Source organism: Microcoleus sp. B9-D4 (genome assembly GCF_036705105.1).
Classification (GTDB): domain Bacteria; phylum Cyanobacteriota; class Cyanobacteriia; order Cyanobacteriales; family Microcoleaceae; genus Microcoleus.
The window spans coordinates 198,380-218,873 of record NZ_JAUBTS010000001.1 but is presented as its reverse complement, the minus strand read 5'-3'; the positions used below and the strand labels follow the sequence as shown (position 1 = coordinate 218,873).

The window sequence follows — 20,494 nt, the reverse complement described above, 5'->3', positions numbered from 1 at the left end:
TTCGTTACTTTTGACTTTTTACTTTTGTATTAGTCATTGCCCATCTATTGAGTCGATCGCACTTTTTGGTCAACTTGAGCCACAGCAGCATTGTGTTCGGCCAGAGTGCGACTGAAAATGTGAGTGCCGTCGTACCGCGCCATGAAATACAGATATTCTGTATTTTCAGGAGTCAGAGTCGCTTCCAGACTGGCGATTCCCGGAGATGCGATCGGAGTTGGCGGCAGCCCTACATTGATATAAGTATTGTAAGGAGAAGGCGTTTCCACCTGCTTGAAAGTCAAAGGCTTCTCCTTAGTTTGCCTAATGCCGAGAGCGTATTCAACTGTCGGGTCAGAACCCAAGGCCATACCCTTTTTCAGACGGTTGTTGAACACTCCAGAAATGCGGTTCCGCTCGGAAGCAACCACAGCTTCTTTTTCTACAATACTCGCCAAAGTCACCCATTCTTTGAGGGAGAGCTTCGTATTATTCTGATTTTTTTGATATACCGGCAAAGCTGTCTGCTCGAAACGGGTGAGCATTTGTGTGATCGCAGCTTGAGGAGTAATTCTATCGCCGTCTAGCTGATAAGTATCCGGGTACAAAAAACCTTCCAAATGAGGCAATCCGCTCGGCAGCCAAGGGTATTGAGCGTAAGGAATTTGACTCGATGCCACCATAAACTCCTTAGCGGGAAAAAAACCTTGCGCTTCAAAATAAGCGCTCATTTGTTGCAGCGACCACCCTTCTGGAATCGTGAAACTCTGCTGTACGACTTCGCCCTTCCAAATTTTGTCAGCAACTGCACTCAGAGGCTGAGTCGGCGACAGTTGGTAAGTTCCTGCTTGAAAACCTCCCTCGCGGTTTTGCAGAGTCAGCCAGCGAGCCCACATATTCCATGCCGAGCTCGATCGAATCAACCCCGCTGCCTCTAAATCCCGGCCGATTTTTTGACTGGGAGTACCCTCCGGGATTTGGATCGAAATAGCAGCATCCTCTGCCGGATTGCCCGATGAGGATGTGATTTTAGGCGGCGCCGAAGCCCAGCTCCACCAAGCCCAGCCCTGCCAAGCGCAAACTCCCCAGATTGCCGGCAGCAACGCCAGATAAAACAACCATTTAGAGGCTTGCGGAGTACCTTTTCGGCTCTCGCGCGCGCTGCCTTTTGTCATTTGTTCTTTATTCATAGTCCGTTGTCCTGGATAAGCGGCGGTTAACTAGCGACTAATGACTGATGACCTGCGATTGATGAACGAAAAGTTACGAATACAAGCCCTTTAAAAGACCCAATCCACGCGGCCCAATTCAAAAGCCCGATCGCGAAGGCAGAAGCGGCCACCTCGAAAAAGTTCGATCGGGCGAGCAGTTTACTTTTTTATAAAATAGTAAAAAATTCTGCTTTTTGCCATCAGGGCTTGTGCCTGCAATTAATATCTAATCAAGCTCGTCAAAGAACTGGTCTTCCAGCATAGGTAACATCGGTTCCAGCCTTTGGAACTCTTCTTCCGAGAGCAATTCTGGCTTGCCGTCATCATCCATTCTAGCCAAGATAAAGAACGGGTCTAGAGGCGTATAAATCGCATATTCCTGTTCTTCGTGGTAGAAACTGGTCAGCCACATCAGCTCCTCGAACTCCGACTCCTCATCAGGATCGACATCGGATGCCATATCCTCTTCGGGAAATTCCGGCAATTCGCCAACCACAGTCAGCGTCACCGCTGTGCGTCGGAGCGTCAAGTTCTGCTCTTGCAGGACAACTTTAGCAGTCTCAAAAATTTTGTCAATTTCGGTCTCGTCTTCTACAGGAATTGCTGCTTCGTCCGTCTCGTCTCCCTGCCAAGTAAAAATTTCTACGGGTGAGTCAATCGGAAGCAGCAAAGCGTATTCTTGACCTTCGAGATTCATAGAATATTCTATGTTGCAAGTCAGCGATCGCCCAACTTCATCCGTCAAGGTGACGGACTCTTCGTTGGAATTGCCATTCTCTTTTTTGCGGTATGGGGATGAGGACATCGCGTGTATCTTAGTTTTCCGTCAATAATTCAGTAACGTTTGCTTGACAATTGGGAATTTTCGTGGCGATATTCTGGCTAAATGGGCGATCGCCAGTCCACCAGCTTAAACCGCGAGACTCGCGGCCTTTTCCACAGGCGAGGAGTGCAGCGTTTAAATCTCAGTCGAGTTAGCAACCGACACTGAGGACAAATCACGATTTTGTGCTTCTTGAGTACCGAGGGTACAGCAGAATTTTCTCCACTTTGTCAAGGGTTACAGGTGTGCGTAGCAAACTTGCACAACCAGGATATCACGCCTCTGTTACAAGCTATCAAGGATTGGGAAGGGCGGAGATATTTTGCCTCCGCTCGTCTAGCCACTGCTGCAAAATCAGGGCTGCGGCTTTGCGATCGATCGCACCCTTATTTTGCGACAGCGAAATCCCTTGTGTTTTCATCAATTCCTCTGCCTCAACCGAAGTCAGGCGCTCGTCCACATATTCTAGGGGGAGCTCTAAGGCGGAGGCGATGCGATTGGCATATTTCTGCACCTGTCGGGCTTGGGCGCCCAATTCTCCGCTCAGGGAGTAGGGCAAGCCTGCCACTAAAATTTGCACTCTCCGCTCTCGCACGAGTTCTCGGAGATAAGCTACGTCTCGATCGAAGGACGATCGTACCAGTGTTGTAATGCCCGTAGCTATTAAACCAGTGCCGTCACACCCGGCGATGCCGACTCGTTTGAGACCGATATCTAATCCCAGTGCTGAAATCCATAATTTATTGTTGGACATTATCAATCAAGCAATTTTAGATTTTAGATTTTAGATTTTAGATTTACTGTTTTTTTGCGGAAATAATCTTATTTAACGAACCGCGAATACGCTAAGGACGCGAAGGAATAACAGAAGAAAGTAAGAAGAAAATAGGTAATCTTAAGTTTATATCAATCAAAAGCAGAAGGGAGATTTTGGGATGATGACAGAAAAAAATGAATTTCTTGGATGATTCATTTTCTTTTTTTCTGCCTTCTACCTTCTACCTTCTGCTTTCACTAAGAATTAACTTCTCCCGGCCCGCCGCCGTCTAGAGGCAACTCCGGCAAATTTAGAGGCAAAATGCTGCTGATATCTGTTGCCGCTGATTCGGAATTCTGGAAGTTCAAGGGGTTAACTTGATTTGTTTGGCTGTTTCCTGAGTCAGCCAACAGCGGTTTAATCTCAGACGACGCGGGCCCTGCTGCTGCTTCCCCAGCCATCGGGCCAAGCCAGGACATCCGGCCCGGTACGGGTTTGCGAGTTGGCTGGAAGCTTTGCAACATTTCTGATAGCTGGAGTCCTTCGAGAGAGACCAACTTGGACTCGCGCAATTTGTGCCACACCGATCGCGACATCAGCAAACTGTGTTCCACGCGCACTGCTCCAAATTGCTCTAAATAAGCTTCCCGTTCCGGCTGATAGTCAGCGGAAGCCAGTTGCAGGCTTTGAACTGGGAAATCTTGAACGAGGCGCGCCATCTGGGACAGTAGTTCTGGGTAAAGCCAAGTGTAGGCCGGGTGTACAGTCAACTGGGCGACGTGCGGTTGCTGGCCGTTGCGGGATAGCTGCACCTGAAAATAGCCGATCGCGGCTTTGCGCTGGGGTTCAAACACGTAACCGCTGACTACCTCTGTTTTTGCCAGCCACTGTCTGACACCTTCGACTAAAGCGCCGAAAAAACTGGTTTTGAAATCTTGAATGTGGCGATCGAATACTTGGCGCACCAGCGGCGGCATAGACGCGGTATCCAGTTGGTAGAGCAACTGAGCGTCGGCGTTGCTGACCGGCAGCAGGTTGGGCAAATCTGGCGTCGAGTTGGCCATTTCTTGCAGGCGTTCTGGGGCGATCGTCCAGTATGTCATCTGGGCCAAAGGCTGAAACCCGTTCTGCCGATACAAAGCCAAGGAAGTTTTGTCGCCGACATTCACCTCCAGCAGCCACGTCCGCGCCTCCCAGACTGCCTCAAAGCAGTACCGCAGCAGCATGGAACCAATTCCTTTGCTGCGGGCTTCCGGGTCTACTCCTATGCGATCGATCCGCCAAGTGCTGCGGGTGCGGTTGAAAGGAGAAATCTGAATTATCCCCTTAACGCTCCCCTCTTCTTCGGCAACGTGGGCACGGAACAGGGACTGACAAGGGTTGGGAAACAAGCTAAAAATCTTTAGTAGTCCGTACCAGCGACGAATCTGCTGCAACTTTCTACCTAGTACCACGTCGCAGCTTGCGCCCTTGCGGTTTTCTGGCTCTTCGGCTGTTTCCGCGCACAGTTGTTCCATCACCTCGATGTCGCGATACTGAAACGGGCGAATCACAACCTGGTTTTGGTTTTGGGAGGGAAATGAAGTCATAGCATAAAAGTGGAGAATGGAAATTTAAAAATAAAAATTCAGAAAGGGGAAGAGTTAGAGAAGTTTTTAGTTTTGAATGGGTAAATTTTGAGTTCAAAACTTATAACTTTTGATTCTTCTCCCTTTCTTGCGCGATCGAAAATTAAAAATTTCAAATCATCTTTTTGAATTTTTAATTTTCTGTTTTCAACTCAAGATTTTTGTGGCAGAGGTCGAATTAAAACGACCGGTGTTCGCTCGTCACCATTCCCGGCGGGGTTGCTTCGCAAGGCTTGCTCTAAGAATGTTACCGATAAATCGGAGGTCGCTGCTAATATCTTAACTGCTTTCAAGTCATTAGCGTCTACGATCGCCGCCGCAAGTCCGGTTTCTCGTTGAATTTCCTCTACAACTTGCTGGGGATTGTCGGGGCCTAGGACAATAAATTGGTCGAAGGGAGGCAAAGTCCCGGTAACGTCGTCGATCAGCCTGGCTTGTTCCCCTGCTAGTTGGTAAAAGACTCCCGGTTTGCCAAATATTTTGGCCACAGCGCCAAGAGCAAATGCCGCTACTACGCGCCAAGGGCCGACTACATCAACCAACGTCTGCATTCCGCAAGCCGTCGCCAAACTCGACGTGGGCAAGAAAAACAAACACACTCGCTTTGCCGCCCATCCGGGTTTGACTTCGCTGGGATGGCGGTAGCGTCCCTGCATCAAAGCTAGGGGAGTTTCTGCCAAGGCGACAATATCGCCTTTCTGGGCGCGCGGCAGCACGTACCGCTTGACAATTTCGACGGGATTGTCCAATTCCGCCAGTATGTGAGTGCGAATCGGCAAAACTTCGGCAACTCCGACATTTCTGGCGATGGGTACGGTGTCCGAGTTGGGAAATTGCAGGGGAACTACTACGTTACGGACTTTGGGGATGCGCCCGCCCGGGCCGTAGGTGACGAAGTGTACTTGCACCCAAGCTGACTGCAATTTGGTTAAATCTTGCCCTTGAATGTCTACAGAAACTTTAATTTTTGTGTTTTTTTGGGCTTTAACAATATAGCCGAACCAGTAATCGTCTGCTCTGGCTGCTGCGTCTTTGTGGCAAGGAATCACCTTTGTCTGGGAAGTAACACCATCCAAACTTCCGTCTGACAGCAGTTTCACCTGTGCCCGCACTTCCGGCAACATAATCTCAAACCGCTGTGTCAGGTTGCGGAACTCCATTTCCCCGACTAAAAGATAGCGGTTGGATTCGGAGATGGCTAAGTGCCATTCTCCGGCTGTTAGTTCTAATTTATTTGGACTTCCAGTCCGGCGATAGTTCAACTCTAGGCCCAATCCGCCCAATGCTAGCAGCGAACCGGCTGCTGCGATTCCTGTTGCTAAAGTCTCAATCACTCAAATCACCGCCAATAATATTTTGTGTTTACTGTAGTCGATATCGGGTACTTCGATCGCTGATCCGGTAGTAATTGGATTTGTGGGGGTTGTTGGGGGCGGGGTTGGGGAGTGGAAGGGGCGATCGAAATAGATTTTTCGGATGACTTGCACGGGATGGCGGGAAATTCGGGTAGAGTTTATGACTACCCGAACAGGTATTATCGCGTTTTATCTTGCTAACCTTGCTCTCAATTCATCGACCGATAACTGAGGCAATTGTTCTAAGAAAAACGTCAATTCATCGACAGGCAAGGCTAGTAAATTGGTAAGGGCTGTAGGCAGAATATCGCCCAATTCATTTTGGCGCATTTTTAAGACATTTTCTGCTAATAATCTGACCGCTTGTTGTTTTCCTGCTTCATCGACTGTTAGCAGGGATATTGCCAGCAACAGCATCGTAAATTCCGCAGCGGGTAACTTTGATATGGGAGATAAGAAAGCAGTCATTTTTGAGTTGATTTCTCCAAATCGTACTTGCAGAAAATTTTCTAAAATTAAGCGCTGTTGTGCTTGTCTTCCTTGTTCAATTCCTTGTTCAATTCCTTGTTGTTGTGCGGCTTCTAACTGTTCTCTAAAAAGTGATGGGATCGCCATAATTAACTCCCGCTCTTCTGGCTGTAACTCTTGTTGGGTATCGGTTACTAAGTTTGACTGTAACTGATACAACAATTCTAGCGCGATAATCCGTAACGGATCGTCGGTTGCTAAAGAGCTCAACTCGCCGATCGCCCTTTGCTGCACTTTCCCTTTCCCCAAAATCCTCAACCACAAGGTTTCGGGAGTTTCTGGCAATTGGTGAATCACCACCATTGCCGATTTCAAATGCCTGGGCAAAAAATAGATGCCCTCGATCCAATCCTCAATATTTGGGATCGCACCAAAACCCTCCAGCAATCCTTTCGATGCTGTAGGTGTCAAAATCCACAGTTGGGGCAACTTAGCATCATCATAGCGAGTATTTTCTCTTCTGGCTTGCCGCTCCAATTCTCCCCGCAAATCCCATAACTTACTCATACAGCTAATGACTTCGCCGACAGTTACTGGATTGCGAAACGGTTCAAAAATTGCCGTCGTCTCAGCCATTTTTCCCAACAACCCTAAAGTTGCTGAGTATTCAGGAATTACAGTCATTGGAATGAAATAAACATCGATTTCTCGGACTTCGGCAGTAACATCATGCCCGATATTCACCGTCCCGATGGGAGACAGCAGTTCTGTTAACAAGTCTTTGGCAAAGCGATCGTGAATAAATCGCGTCATAAAAATTGCTCGTCATATTTTATGATAAAACTTTATCATCTTATCGTCGGATATTTAAGATATTTTATCTAACAACCAGCAGACAAACATAAAAAAATAAAACACTCAGATACCCGGCTTTTTTAAGAAGTCGGGTATCTAACAGATATCGCATTTTACGTTCATTTAGAATGCAAGCTGCAATCAATATCCAATTTGCAAAGTCACAGAAGCTTCAATCTGCTGTTCCCCTCCCACCACAGGCGTTGTAGCATCAGCAGCAGCCATGCGAGGAGCAGCCAATTGCCGGTACATTGGAGGCGGCGCGATCGCACCGTTGACTTGAATGCCCAAAATCTCTCCCCGCTTGAGGTTGAGGGCGCTCAAGACAGCATCCGCTTGCGCTTGAGCATCTTGAGTTGCTTTGCGGAGTGCTTGTTTTCGAGCTTGTTCGATCGCACTTTCGGCCGCTACAAAACTCACACCGTCGATGCGTGTGGCTCCGGCATTCACCGCATCGTCGAGCAAAGTGCCTGCAGATGCAGTATTAATCCGAAAACTGACGGTATTCGTCGCCGTATAGCCCGTCAAGCGCTGTTGGTTGTTGTCGAAGTTATAAATGGGATTGAGGGTGATGCCGGCAGTTTCGAGTTTTTCGACTTGGCGCGATCGCAGCAACTCTACCACAGCGGACGATCGTCTCGCGGCTTCCTGCTGCACCTCTGCCGCCGTTTTCCCCTGCACCTCAACCCCCAGCCGCACTTGCGTTTGAGTTGTAGGAATCGCTTCCACACCCCGCCCAGTAACAGTCAGCGTTCTGATCCGCTGTTCTTGAGCAGCCGCCGGATCTAATCTCACGAAACTGACGAGAGTTAAGGTTAAACACAACGCTGTTAGCAGACTACGGAAATTAATGCGATCGCCACGTTGCAAATTTGAACTCATAAACTTGATTCTCCTCACATACAACCGATGCTATACTTTACCTTCCCACTGAAATTGCTAAATATCCGGGTGGTTACATTTTTAGCAACTAAAAAAAGTATTAGTCATTAGTCATTAGTCATTGGTCAGTAGTCATTAGTCATTAGTCATTAGTCATTAGTCATTAGTCATTATATGCAATCCTTAAAACAAGTTGCCCGCCGACTAAAAAAAGAGACTTACGCTGTTTATTTAGCCAGTACAGACCAGAGAGTACCTTGGTACGCCAGAATTTTAGCAGGGCTTACTGTGGCCTACGCTTTTAGCCCGATCGACTTAATTCCTGACTTCATACCGATTTTCGGCTACTTGGACGATTTGATAATTGTACCTTTGGGAATTTTGCTGGTACTGAAGATGATTCCGCCACAGGTTTTAGCCGAGTGTCGGGAAAAAGCAGCCGCAGAAATAGAGCGAGGAAAACCGATTAATCGGGCTGCGGCTGTTGTGATTATTGCCATTTGGATTGGCTTGGGAATATTAGCAGCAATTTGGCTGACACGGATATTTAAACGTTAAAAAAAATTACCTATCTATTTATAGTGTAGGGTGCGCGCCGAGCACCTTACCTTAAACAACTCGCGTGACCAAAAAATATTTAAAGTTTAAAAAATCACCATTCTAGTTATAATATAGGGTGCGCTAGGTACACCTTACGTTAAAAGAACTCGCGGTATCGCATACCAAGTATTATTTACCCCTTAAAAATTAAACTAACTTTCTACCTATGACTCAAACCACTGATTTCCTCAGCCACCTCAACCCATCTCAGCGCCAAGCAGTCGCCCATTATAACGGGCCGCTGTTAGTAGTAGCGGGCGCTGGTTCCGGCAAAACCAGAGCTCTAACTTACCGAGTTGCTAACTTAGTTCGCACCCATAGAGTCGATCCAGAAAATATTCTGGCGGTGACATTTACAAATAAAGCCGCCAGGGAGATGAAAGAAAGAATTGAGAAATTGCTAGCAACTCAGCAAGCTGAAGCCGAATATGGCAAACCTTTGGTAGACTTAGCCCCGGATGTGCAGACGAAATTGCGATCGCAAATTTACCAAAGAATCACCAAACACATTTGGATGGGGACTTTTCACTCTTTGTGCGGCCGCATTCTCCGCTACGATATTGAAAAATATCAAGACGAAAAAGGCCGGCAGTGGAAGAAAAATTTTTCGATTTTTGACGAGTCAGATGCTCAAAGTCTCGTTAAACAAATCGTCACCAAAATACTGAACCTTGACGACAAGAAATTTGACCCGCGAAAAGTCCGCTATGTCATCAGCAACGCTAAAAATAAAGGCTTGTCGCCTCAAGAATACCAAGCAGCAGAACCGGATTATCGAGGTCGCGTGATTGCCGATGTTTACAGTCGCTACCAAGACGCTTTAGCAGCCAACAATGCCCTAGATTTTGACGATTTAATCCTCGTTCCAGTCAAACTTTTGAGCCAAAACGAGCAAGTATTAAGTTACTGGCATAAAAAGTTTTGCCATATTTTAGTTGACGAATACCAAGATACTAACCGCACTCAATACGATTTGATTCGGATGTTGGTGACAAATAACGCCGACCCGAAAAACTTCGATAAATGGCAAAACCGTTCGATTTTTGTCGTGGGCGATGTCGATCAATCAATTTACAGCTTTCGGATGGCAGATTATACCATATTGCTGGAATTTCAAGAGGATTTCGGAGATGGTTTGTCGGACGATAAAACTCAGACAATGGTAAAATTAGAGGAAAATTATCGATCGCGCGAAAACATCCTGCAAGTCGCCAACCACTTGATCGAACACAATACCGAACGGATCGAAAAAATTCTGCGCCCGACTCGCGAACCGGGAGCTCCGATTGTTGTCTGGCGCGCCGACAACGAATTAGAAGAAGCGGAATTTGTAGCAGGTCAAATTCATTCCTTGAAGCGCCAAAACTCCGAATACGAAAAGGGCAGTAACTTTGCGATTCTCTACCGCACAAACGCTCAATCTCGCTCCTTTGAAGAAGCGTTAATGCGTTTAGACATTCCTTACAATATTGTCGGCGGCCTCAAGTTTTACGATCGCAAAGAAATCAAAGACATCCTAGCATACCTGCGGGCGCTAGCCAATCCCGACGATAGCGTCAGCCTCAAACGCATCATCAATACTCCCCGCCGCGGCATTGGCGATACCACATTTTCCAAAATCGAAGACGCTGCAACTCAGTTAGGCATTCCGTTGTGGGAAATCCTCAGCGATGAATCTTCTGTCAATACTCTCGCAGGGCGATCGGCAAAAGCTATTATTAAGTTTGCCGAAATGATTGGTCGTTGGCAATCGCAAGTAGAAACTCTGCCGGCTTCGCAAATTGTCCAAGGAATTATTGAAGATTCAGGCTACATTGACGATTTAAAAAATCAAGGAACCGAGGAAGCAGAAAATCGGATCGAAAACGTCAGAGAATTGTACAATGCGGTGCTACAATTTGAAGAACAAAACGAAGAACCGACGCTGACATCGTTTTTAGCAAAAGCATCTTTAGCATCCGATTTAGATGACTTGCAGGAAGAAGATTCCCGCGTGTCGCTGATGACGCTGCACTCCGCAAAAGGATTAGAATTTCCCGTGGTATTTCTAGTCGGGATGGAACAGGGTTTATTTCCTAATTTCCGCAGTTTGGACGACCCGAAAGCGATCGAAGAAGAACGCCGTTTGTGCTACGTCGGCATCACTCGCGCCCAGGAATTGCTATTTCTCACCCACACTCGCGAACGCCGCCTCTGGGGAGGTTTCCGGGAACACTGCACCCCTTCCCTATTCTTAGGGGAATTGCCGACACATTTGCTGGCTGGAACTGCGAAGAAAACTAAGACAGCTAAAACGGCTGTTTCCAAGGGAAAAACTAATAATTCAGCAGCTAATTCTGGGAATTCTCAATCGGCAGAGTGGAAAACGGGCGATCGGGTTTTTCATCATGCTTTTGGAGTTGGAGAAATTACCCACGTTTTGGGAGAAGGCGATAAAACTAATCTGGCAATTAAGTTTTCAGGTTTGGGCCGAAAAATCATCGATCCGAGAACAGCTAAGTTGCAGCGAGTTTAATAGAAAAGTGTTGAAAACTCCCGATCGGAGTCGGCGGTTAACACCGTTACTACACAACCTTCCGTCCGAACTTCAGGGGACACAAAAGAAATGATTCAAGACTCTCCCGCAGGGAATCGCCCCTCGATCGATCTTATCTCACATCTTGCACCATTCTCAAGAACAGGCAAGATGCCTGTTCCACAAGAAAATTCACTTTTTGTGGAACAGGCATCTTGCCTGTTCATAAAAGACTTATTAACAATAATGCAACATCGCAAGATGCCTGTTCCACAAGAAAATTCACTCTTTGTGGAACAGGCATCTTGCCTGTTCATAAAAGACTTATTAACAATGATGCAACATCTCATATCTTATTCGACTACCTGAGATTCCACACGTCTGTATTTACCCGCCAAACGTTCTCGACGCTGGCGACGGTTGTCAGCTTCAAAGATAGCGATTAATTCATCCAGGTTTAGAGTCAAAGCGTCAAGCTGTTGGCAGACTTCACGCATCTTTTCAACGTGTCGCTTTCTGGTTTCAGCGTCGGGGATTCTAGGTTGTTGATTCATGGCAAATTCCAATCCATTTTGATTTCTCGGATAGTTGCTTCTGAGGCATCGACAGCCGCCTCTGTTTGTTCTATCGTTCTATACAGAAAGTTTAACGTATCCGCAGTCGCAGCGGGTTGAGATTCTGCTACCTGCTGCAAAAGCCTGTACAAACGATTGTAAGGGTTTCTCAACCTTTCCTTAACATTATCCAGAGATTCTAGTTCGGGGAGTGTCGCTTCTGTCTCGCCAAACTGCTGCATTAAAATGTATTCTGTAGCGGTTGTCTCGTTGAGGATTTCCACTAGCCGCCGCTGCAATGTGAAAATTGTGTTCAGGATGTCATCAGGTAGCTTTGCCATTGTCCTTAATTTTTAGGGATAACAACTTAACACAATATATCAGAATGTTTGCTTCCTCTCATTTGAGTTTTAATTGAGAGCGATATCAGTCCAAATTTACCACCTTTAAATTTGCGTTCCATGCTTCGCCAATAACGCACTTCCATAAGCAGCCGCAGTATGAATTGGGGTTTCAACAGGCACTTTTAAATAACGCTTTCTAATCGCAGTCCAAACCAAATTTTTTGCCCCGCCCCCAGCAGTATAAACTTTGGTCAAAGGAGTTGCACCCAATTCTTGCAATAATTGATATCCCCGCGCTTCAATCCGTGCTATGCTTTCTAGCAAACCGTGCAGAAATTCCACTGAATCAGTTGGACGCGGTTCGAGTCGGGGCGGCAAATTCGGGTCATTAATTGGAAAGCGATCGCCCTTTTTCAACAATGGATAATAATCCAGCAAACTCTCTTTTCCGGTATCAATTTGTATGCTATAATTGTCCAACTCAACATCAGTAAAAAAATGCCGCAGCACCGCACCTCCGGTATTAGAAGCGCCTCCAACCAACCACAAATCGCCTAATTTGTGACTGTAAATCCCGTATCTAGAATCATCGACGCGGGTATGACTTAACAGTTTGACTGCTAGTGTAGAACCGAGAGAAGTTACTGCTTCCCCTGGTAAATTGACACCGCTTGCTAAAAATGCGGCAATGCTATCGGTTGTACCAGCACAAACCATACAATCGCGGGGAAAACCGAAGCGATCGCCCACTTGAGCTCTCACTTCCCCCACAGGCGTGCCCGGTGCGACAACTTTAGGCAATTCAGGCGTTGCAGCGCCCGCAATTCCCTCTATCAGCCAATTCGGATAGCACAAAGTATCAACATCGAAACCGAGTTTCAAAGCATTGTGATAGTCGCTAATTCCTAATTTTCCGTGCAGCAGAAATGCCAGCCAGTCAGCTTGATGCAGGAAAAATGTAGGGGCGGTTTCCTCTCGAAAGTCTTGGAACCACAGGAGTTTGGCCAGACTCGACGTTGCGCTCAATACTGTGTGGTTATCCGGTGCGATCGCCCGCAACCTCTCTGTCACCGCTGCACCGCGCGCATCATTGTATAAAATCGGCTCGCATACTGGTATACCGTCAGTATTGCACAGCATGACAGTGGAAGATGTGCCGTCAAGGGCGATCGCCCTTACCTGATTGCGGATTGTTGGGGGAATTTGCTCGATCGAATCCCACAGCGCATTTTGCCACACCGAGGGCAATTCAGGCTGTTGTTGACCGTTGTTAGCAAAAGTATATTCTGTCTCACAATGTACTGTACCCTGGGAGTCTATGACAGTCGATCGCGCGCCAGTCGTGCCGAAATCTATTCCCAAATAAAGATTCATTTGCCACTCCCGCGAATTTTCCTATTTTGAGGAAACCACAAAGTTTATTTGCATTAGGACTAAGACCAACTGTCACAAATGGGGGTTAAATTTTAGGTATGTAGTTGCTGAGGCGTTGCTGAATTTAGGGTATGAAAAGCTAAATATGCAAGTCATAGAAACCTGTATCCACAAAGCTTCTGCATTTTCAACTTATTTTTTTTCTACCCCGATTAAGCAACACCAAAAAGCAGTTAGATCCCCGACTTATTGAAGAATTCGGGATCGAACTGCCCTAAAAATTAATGAAACAAACTAAACTTTTTTCAAGTAACACAAAGCCCTTCGATTAACCTAAAACCTCAGTTTGTAGTAGCGCTTTACGTAATGCCGTTACTGCTTCTTCTGTTTCTATCAACCTATGGAGAGCAAGCGCAATATCATCTTCAACCTTAAGCAGTTTAGCTGCTTTTTTTACAGCTTTTTGCTCTTCAAGTGAGTAATTGTCATCTGCACGAGCCATTTGAATTGCATGATACAACAATGACCTTGATTTTGACCAAGTAGAAACATCAACTGTAATCTTGGTGAGCAGGCTTTCTAAATCAGCATTTTTGTATTCAAATGTTTTGTATTTTTCTATTACTTCTTCAGGAGCGCCAGCCATGCGCTGATGATTTAGTAACCAATTAAGTTCGGCTTCTGAAACCTCTCCATCAGCTCCAGCAATAGCGAGCAGTGCATATCCATAGCTAAGGTATGCTTCAAGGGGAATTTCGGAAATACCCAAGTTGTTTTTCAGAAATTGTGAAGCAGGTAGTGCCTCTTTAATATTCGTCATCAGTTACCCCTTTAATTTTTGTGAGAATTTATTGTGGTCAGAGAAGTGTTGGTTTATAAAGGTAAACCGTTGGGATACGTCGCTGCTAGACGTTTTTCACGGATTTGTGATTTACAACAATTTTAAGTATTGCACATATAAGTGTTATTTAAATATTTAAAAAATATTTATACCAAATCCGGGTTAGCTACCCCCTCTATGATGCTACCGTGTACACACAAGTTGCTCGCTGACCCATATTGTAGAAACCCTGTTTCCTAGCACCTGGATTTCTCGTTTTGCCGAATCAATAACTTAAAATTTATTAAAATAAGCTTCCTTTCTGAGATTCATGCGAGACTTTGGTTTCAGGAATTGTGTGGAAAGATTTCGGACTTGTGTATACAGGGTAGCTTCTTAAGGATGCGAGGGGGATTGGGACTCGGCGATCGACCAGAGATACAATTGTTTTCAGGCGATTGTTGACACCTATGGGCTGACCCCCGTGTCCCTACTTTCATCCCTTAAACTTTTGTCCCGCACTCAGGACAAAAGTTATTCGTCGAAACATTCTTCGCGCTGCAACTGGGACAATAAACCAACTCCGCAGAGTGCAACTTGCTACGATCGGGCAAACCAACCAAGGGCTGAAATCGCTATAAATTACAGCTTACAGCTCTTGATGCGAGAGAAGAGAGAACCACACAACCAACCCCAACCACCCCAACACCCCAACAACCCAACCCAATCCTTCTCCCCCCCACGCAAACACACGCGCACACGACGGGAGGTGACCCCGTGGTGCTTCCAGATTAAAGGTTAAATCATCGTACTCCAACCAACCTTTCCTCCCCTTTCTCCTCTTTCGCCAACCGACACGATCGCCTAGCTTGCATTCAGTGTCATAATCAACTTTACCGCCTATTTCTAACCAGATTTTTTTCTGGACACTAAAGCCGAAACGACCCTGACTATATTTTACCCACAACTGGTCGATCGTCCGCAAATCATCGCCAGGAAAATTCTCGATCGAGTTCGTATCGAACCAACCTTCCTTCTCCCGTCTCGCAGCTTTTAACATCACCTTGAATGTTTCCCTATCCGCCTCTTTCCACTTTCCTGCTGCTAATAAATCCCGGAGACGAGTATAGTCAACACCCCGCGCTGATGTAAGCGAGTCTGGTGGCGTTGGTGGTGGAGGTGTTTGAGCTGATAATTGAGGTGATTGAGAAGCAAGAGCCTGCAAAACTTCAGTAGCAGATTGATAACGTTTTTTAAGAGCAGGTTGTATCATTTTATCTAAAACCTGACTCAGTTCCGAACTGACAGATGTTTTTAAGTGTTCTCGCCACACCCACTCAAACTCGCTATCATCGAATAAATCAATCGGTTTAACCTGAGTTAACAGAGACAGACAAGTGACACCCAGACTATAAATATCACTCGCATGAATAGCTTTACCGTTGGCTTGTTCGGGTGCCGTATATCCAGCCGTCCCGATCCTCGTTCCCGTTACCGCTAGAGCCGTTTGTGTGGCATATTTCGCGGCTCCAAAGTCAACTAAAACCAGTTGCCTATCTTGCCTAAGAATAATATTTTCTGGCTTGATATCCCGGTGAATTACTTGGCGGGAATGAATGAACTCGAATACTGGCAATAAATTATTAAGCAAATTGCGAATCTGCGTTTCGCTAAAATATCCCTTAGATTCTAGTGCTTCGGCTAAATTTTCACCGTCGATGAATTCTTGGACTAAATACTGCCGTCCATCTTGACTAAAATATGCTAATAAGTCGGGAATTTGAGAATGTTTACCCAACTGTTCTAGGCGTACTGCTTCAAGCTCAAATAACTCACCAGCTTTCTGGATACTAGAAGGGCCTTGAAATTGGGGGTAAAATTGTTTAATAACGCAGGGAGGTTTTGAGGGTTTATACTCGTCAACAGCTAGAAAAGTGCGCCCAAATCCCCCTTGTCCAATAATTTTTTGGGCTCCGTAGCGATCGCCCAATAGCAGTTTATTCCCACATTTTTGACAAAATTTTGTATAGCCAGACGGGTTTTGGAATAGGCAATCAGGGTTTAGACACTGGCTCATAAAATATGCTTAGAGATTACACATTAAAGCTCTCGATGCGATGCCAGCGGAGATGGTGTTAAATGTGGAACAGCAGAGCCGGGTAAGGACATCGCATTGCCTTTCATCGTGTCAACTTAAGTCTGAAACCTTTGATATCTCTCGCTTTTATCCGAGGCCAGATCCCCCCTAGCCCCCCTTAAGAAGGGGGGAACCGGAGCGATCTCAAAGTCCCCCTTCTTAAGGGGGATTTAGGGGGATCTGGCCTCGACGATAAACAGCAGTCTATGACTACGTTTGACCTTAAGTTGAGACTAATAGGCACCGCCTAAGTCCCCACTCAAAACTCACTTAAACTTTTGTCCCGCACTCAGGACAAAACTTATTCGTCGAAACATTCTTCGCGCCGCAACTCGGACAATAAATCAACTCCGCAGATTGCAACTTGCTACGTTCAGGCAAACCAACCATTTGAGCGTTGCTCTTACCTGGAACTACCATCGGATAGCAGTTTTCGTCCCTCGTCACCTTGACGTTCATCAGCACCGGGCCCTCGTGAGCTAGCATTTGCCCGATCGCATCTTTGAGTTCCTCCGGCCGCGAAACCAGCATCCCCTTCACGCCATAAGCTTCAGCCAGCATCACAAAATCCGGCATCCCCACCGTCATATTCGACGAGGAATAACGCTCCCCGTAGAACGCCTGCTGCCACTGCCGCACCATGCCTTGCCAGCCATTATTTACAATAACAACCTTGACATTAATGCCGTATTGTGCTAATGTTCCCAATTCTTGAATATTCATTTGCACGCTAGCATCGCCAGCAATACAAATCACTTGCTCATTGGGTAGCGCCATTTTCGCGCCCATCGCAGCCGGCACCCCGAAACCCATCGTGCCCAAACCAGCGCTCGAAATCCAGCGGCGCGGCCCGTTGTTCAAGAATTGAGCCGACCACATTTGATGTTGACCGACATCCGTTGTGTAGTAAGCATCCGGCGCTTGAGTAGCCAACTCGGAAATCACCTCTTGCGGAGACAAAATGTCTGGGTAATGAGGCACAACTAACGGATAGTCCTGTTTCCACTGATCGATCCTGTGCAGCCATTCCGCAGTCTGTCCGGTTTTCCCCGAAACTCCAGTCTCCCGACAGCGGCGCAGCAAATCGAGCAAAACTTGGCGGACATCCCCGACAATCGGCACGTCAGGGCCACGATTTTTGCCTACTTCCGCTGGATCGATATCGATGTGAATCACCTTAGCGCGCGCGGCAAACTCGTCTAATTTGCCCGTCACGCGATCATCAAACCGAGCCCCGACAGCAATCAGCAAATCGCACTCGGTAACGGCAAAATTAGCGTAAGCAGTGCCGTGCATCCCCAGCATTTTCACTGACAAAGGATGGTTTTCGTCAAAGGCACCTTTGCCCATCAGCGTTGTCGTCACCGGCAATTGGAAAAGTTCGGCCAGTTCCTTAATTTCTTCGTGGGCCCCCGCCGCGATCGCCCCGCCGCCCACATAAAGCAAAGGACGCTTTGCTTCCTGCAGCAAATAGATTGCTTGATTAATTTGCCGAGGATTTCCCTTCACCGTCGGCCGATAGCCCGGAATTCTCACCGATCCGGGTTCCACGGGCAAATAGTCAAATTCTTCTAAACCTACATCCTTGGGCACATCAACCAAAACAGGCCCCGGCCGCCCTGTACTCGCGATGTGGAAAGCTTCTGCCACAATTCGCGCCATATCTCTAGGGTCGCGCACTACATAGGAATGCTTGACAATTGGCAGGGTAATCCCGTAAATATCAGTTTCCTGAAAGGCATCAGTGCCGATCGCCGGACGGGGCACCTGACCGGTAATAATTACCATCGGGATCGAATCCATGTGGGCCGTCGCAATCCCCGTCACTAAATTAGTTGCGCCAGGGCCCGAAGTAGCAAAACAAACCCCAACTTTGCCAGTAGCGCGGGCGTATCCGTCAGCCGCGTGAGCAGCGCCTTGCTCGTGCCGCACCAGAATATGTTTGATAGCGCCGGTTTCTTCAGCGCGGTAGAGTTCGTCGTAAAGCGGCAGAATTGCGCCGCCGGGATAACCAAAAATATGCTTGACGCCGTGGCGGATCAAGCTGTCAATCAGAGCAAATCCACCAGTTGCACGCCTGATGGTCACTTTAGTTTTTAGTTGCACAGAATTTCCTCCCTTAAACTAATTATGATTTTTAATGAAAGCTTTTATAGCTTGTAAAACTATAGTCATCTATTACATGACGTGGGAGGCATGAAGTCCCTTCCCTTTCGCTTTTACTTTGAGCGGATTAACCCGCCTCGGCTGAACTACGCAGCTCCCTATCCCATCGCTAAACGCATTTGGGATTGCTTTTCTCAAAATATTATAAGACCCGTTAACATCGGCATTAATCATCTGGCTATATGATACTACCATTGTCTATTGATGTTTACAATCTTAATGATGTTTTATAATACTATAGCCTTTCGAGATATCATATGAGGTACGACTGGGCATAGGGCATAGGGCATAGGCCTCCGTGGGCATAGGGCATAGGGCATACCTCACTTTTTTGAGAACCGCTATACTTTAATCTCAATAGTCAAACTCTGAAAATTTGACTGCTGATATTTTACAAAAAGTTTGGCGAGCGGGCGGTGTCCGATCGATAAATTGTGGAACAGCAGAGAAAGAAAAGAAACAGAGGAAATCGCGGCCTCTATGGCTGTTTACCGCGATAGGACGCTTTTAGAGCATTCGTGATTCGGCATTCGACAAGAAAAACAATCGTCTCAGCAATTAACAACGTCTTCACCATCAGGGGGATTGCTATGTTAGAGATCGATCGCGAAAAGAAAGCCATCTTCCCTCTTCCCTCTCCCTTCTTCCTGACATCCGTTACATCCGTTACATAATCCGTTGCCGAACTTCCTTCTTTGCAAAGTTCAGAGAACATCCTGCAAGACTTTGCGAGTATGTTTCCAAGCGGCCATGCCCATCACCGAGACCAAAAAGCCCAAACTCAGCAACACGATCCGCAAGCCGAGGTCATCCGAGCCGACTGCTTTGCTGACACCATCAGTCACCGGGCCAGTAATCGCTAAAGGCAGGCTCAGAGCAATATTAATCGCATTGTTTTCCAATCCAAAGACTTTTCCCCGCATAGATTCTGGAGTTTTTTCTTGAATCAGAGCCTGCATCGGCCCGTTAATCAAGGAAGCACCAAAACCAAACAGAGCACTCAATCCGAAACCCACCCATAACTGTCGAGTAAAGGCAAACATTGCTAATACAAAACCCATCATCAAGAAACCGATTAAAGGCAGAGGTTTGTGGTGCATTCGATCGCCCCAGTGTCCCAAAAAGGCTGCACCGAAGACCATTCCAATTCCCGCAGCAGCGAGCAAAAAGCCAAATTGAGTTTCTTTGAGACCTATTTTGCCTGAAAGCGCGATCGCCAGCACCTGAAGCGCCGCAAACACCGAATACAAAATGGTCAACTGCACCATCGCGTTGCTGACAAGGTGATTGTGTTTCAAATAGCGCAAACCTTCTTTGAGATCTTGCCAAGGATGGACGTTTTTGCCACTGCTGCCGACATGACCTTCTTTGATCTGCATGGCATAGATCAAACCTGCTGATATCAGGTACAACCCGCCCAGCAAAAACTCTTGAGAACTCGATCCGAAGCTGTGTTTGACCCAACTAAACAGCGGTTCGCCGATCGTCATCCCGACAATAATCCCGCCCATTGTGGACGAGGCGAACAGCGCATTTGCCGACATCAGTCCCTCTCGCCCCACGGTCAGGGGGATTGCAGCCTGCTCTGCCGGAGCAAAAAATTGCGTTACGGTAGAGATTAAAAACGTCATCGTCAACAAAACCACAAAAGCTTTGGGCAAAAACGGCAAAGCTACAATCAACCCGGCTCGAATCACGTTGCAGGCGACCAGCATTTGCTTTTTGGAAAAGCGGTCTACCACGATACCGGCTACGGAACCAAAGACGATCGCTGGCACGGTGTAGGCGATCATCACCGCTGACAGCATAGAATTTTCCGAATGTTGCCAAGAAACCGGCCAGGGTCGGTAGTCGCCGGTTTTCAGCAGAATAATCAGCAATACGTAAAAGATTTTATCCGCCACTTGGGCCAATAACTGGCCCGTCCACAAGGCGAGGAAGGGGCGATTTCTCAGTAGGGCATCAAGCCCGCTGCGGTCAGGGGGAGGGCTGGCTGGGTGCATAAGAATAGTTTAACTGACCGCCT

At 46.9% G+C, this 20,494-nt stretch carries 18 protein-coding genes and 1 pseudogene; 3 read left to right on the top strand and 16 right to left on the bottom strand.

What is annotated here, in order from left to right:
* Positions 1-44: 44 nt before the first annotated feature.
* The 7 genes from mltG to QUB24_RS00810 all read right to left on the bottom strand — a co-directional run bounded on the left by mltG (position 45) and on the right by QUB24_RS00810 (position 7,958).
* Complete coding sequence (gene mltG / locus QUB24_RS00840; protein ID WP_333149691.1) at positions 45-1,169, bottom strand: endolytic transglycosylase MltG; 1,125 nt, start codon at positions 1,167-1,169, stop codon at positions 45-47.
* 247 nt (positions 1,170-1,416) lie between these two features.
* A complete protein-coding gene (locus tag QUB24_RS00835) occupies positions 1,417-1,995 on the bottom strand; it encodes a DUF3727 domain-containing protein (protein ID WP_333051560.1) in 579 nt (192 codons plus the stop codon).
* A 313-nt stretch (positions 1,996-2,308) separates the two neighbouring features.
* Positions 2,309-2,767 carry a Holliday junction resolvase RuvX gene (ruvX, locus tag QUB24_RS00830; protein WP_333149689.1) on the bottom strand — a complete coding sequence of 153 codons (459 nt, stop codon included), beginning with the start codon at positions 2,765-2,767 and terminating at the stop codon, positions 2,309-2,311.
* 260 nt (positions 2,768-3,027) lie between these two features.
* Positions 3,028-4,359: a GNAT family N-acetyltransferase gene (locus QUB24_RS00825; RefSeq protein ID WP_333149687.1), complete on the bottom strand. Its 1,332-nt coding sequence runs from the start codon at positions 4,357-4,359 to the stop codon at positions 3,028-3,030.
* Between the two features lie 191 nt (positions 4,360-4,550).
* A complete protein-coding gene (locus QUB24_RS00820; protein ID WP_333149685.1) occupies positions 4,551-5,732 on the bottom strand; it encodes a F420-0:Gamma-glutamyl ligase in 1,182 nt (393 codons plus the stop codon).
* Positions 5,733-5,942: 210 nt separating this feature from the next.
* A complete protein-coding gene (locus QUB24_RS00815; RefSeq protein ID WP_333149683.1) occupies positions 5,943-7,034 on the bottom strand; it encodes a flagellar assembly protein H in 1,092 nt (363 codons plus the stop codon).
* A 183-nt stretch (positions 7,035-7,217) separates the two neighbouring features.
* Positions 7,218-7,958, bottom strand: coding sequence for an SIMPL domain-containing protein (locus QUB24_RS00810; RefSeq protein WP_333149681.1), 741 nt, complete (start codon positions 7,956-7,958; stop codon positions 7,218-7,220).
* A 174-nt stretch (positions 7,959-8,132) separates the two neighbouring features.
* On the opposite strand from QUB24_RS00810, the gene QUB24_RS00805 reads away from it, so the two are divergent.
* The 3 genes from QUB24_RS00805 to QUB24_RS00795 all read left to right on the top strand — a co-directional run bounded on the left by QUB24_RS00805 (position 8,133) and on the right by QUB24_RS00795 (position 11,442).
* Entirely contained in the window at positions 8,133-8,516 is a 384-nt protein-coding gene (locus QUB24_RS00805; RefSeq protein ID WP_333149678.1) for a YkvA family protein, read from the top strand.
* Between the two features lie 208 nt (positions 8,517-8,724).
* Complete coding sequence (gene pcrA / locus QUB24_RS00800) at positions 8,725-11,073, top strand: DNA helicase PcrA (RefSeq protein WP_333149676.1); 2,349 nt, start codon at positions 8,725-8,727, stop codon at positions 11,071-11,073.
* Between the two features lie 90 nt (positions 11,074-11,163).
* Complete coding sequence (locus tag QUB24_RS00795; RefSeq protein ID WP_333149674.1) at positions 11,164-11,442, top strand: hypothetical protein; 279 nt, start codon at positions 11,164-11,166, stop codon at positions 11,440-11,442.
* On the opposite strand, the gene QUB24_RS00790 is transcribed toward QUB24_RS00795, so the two are convergent.
* The 9 genes and pseudogenes from QUB24_RS00790 to QUB24_RS00755 all read right to left on the bottom strand — a co-directional run bounded on the left by QUB24_RS00790 (position 11,427) and on the right by QUB24_RS00755 (position 20,471).
* Entirely contained in the window at positions 11,427-11,627 is a 201-nt protein-coding gene (locus QUB24_RS00790) for a hypothetical protein (RefSeq protein ID WP_015174854.1), read from the bottom strand. The genes QUB24_RS00795 and QUB24_RS00790 overlap by 16 nt on opposite strands.
* Entirely contained in the window at positions 11,624-11,968 is a 345-nt protein-coding gene (locus QUB24_RS00785) for a hypothetical protein (protein ID WP_333035397.1), read from the bottom strand. Before QUB24_RS00785 ends, QUB24_RS00790 begins: the two co-directional genes overlap by 4 nt.
* A 105-nt stretch (positions 11,969-12,073) precedes the next feature.
* Complete coding sequence (locus tag QUB24_RS00780) at positions 12,074-13,345, bottom strand: FGGY-family carbohydrate kinase (protein ID WP_333149672.1); 1,272 nt, start codon at positions 13,343-13,345, stop codon at positions 12,074-12,076.
* 328 nt (positions 13,346-13,673) lie between these two features.
* Positions 13,674-14,165 carry a TerB family tellurite resistance protein gene (locus tag QUB24_RS00775; RefSeq protein ID WP_333149670.1) on the bottom strand — a complete coding sequence of 164 codons (492 nt, stop codon included), beginning with the start codon at positions 14,163-14,165 and terminating at the stop codon, positions 13,674-13,676.
* Positions 14,166-14,668: 503 nt separating this feature from the next.
* Complete coding sequence (locus QUB24_RS33510) at positions 14,669-14,746, bottom strand: zinc-ribbon domain-containing protein (protein ID WP_445300374.1); 78 nt, start codon at positions 14,744-14,746, stop codon at positions 14,669-14,671.
* A gap of 68 nt (positions 14,747-14,814) precedes the next feature.
* Positions 14,815-16,242: a serine/threonine-protein kinase gene (locus QUB24_RS00770; protein ID WP_333149668.1), complete on the bottom strand. Its 1,428-nt coding sequence runs from the start codon at positions 16,240-16,242 to the stop codon at positions 14,815-14,817.
* 330 nt (positions 16,243-16,572) lie between these two features.
* Entirely contained in the window at positions 16,573-18,408 is a 1,836-nt protein-coding gene (gene ilvB, locus QUB24_RS00765) for a biosynthetic-type acetolactate synthase large subunit (RefSeq protein ID WP_333149666.1), read from the bottom strand.
* 72 nt (positions 18,409-18,480) lie between these two features.
* Positions 18,481-18,654 (bottom strand): annotated as a pseudogene (locus QUB24_RS00760) (RNA-guided endonuclease TnpB family protein); the annotation flags it as partial.
* Between the two features lie 518 nt (positions 18,655-19,172).
* On the bottom strand, positions 19,173-20,471 hold the full coding sequence (locus QUB24_RS00755) for an MFS transporter (protein WP_333149664.1): 1,299 nt from the start codon (positions 20,469-20,471) through the stop codon (positions 19,173-19,175).
* Between the last annotated feature and the right edge of the window lie 23 nt (positions 20,472-20,494).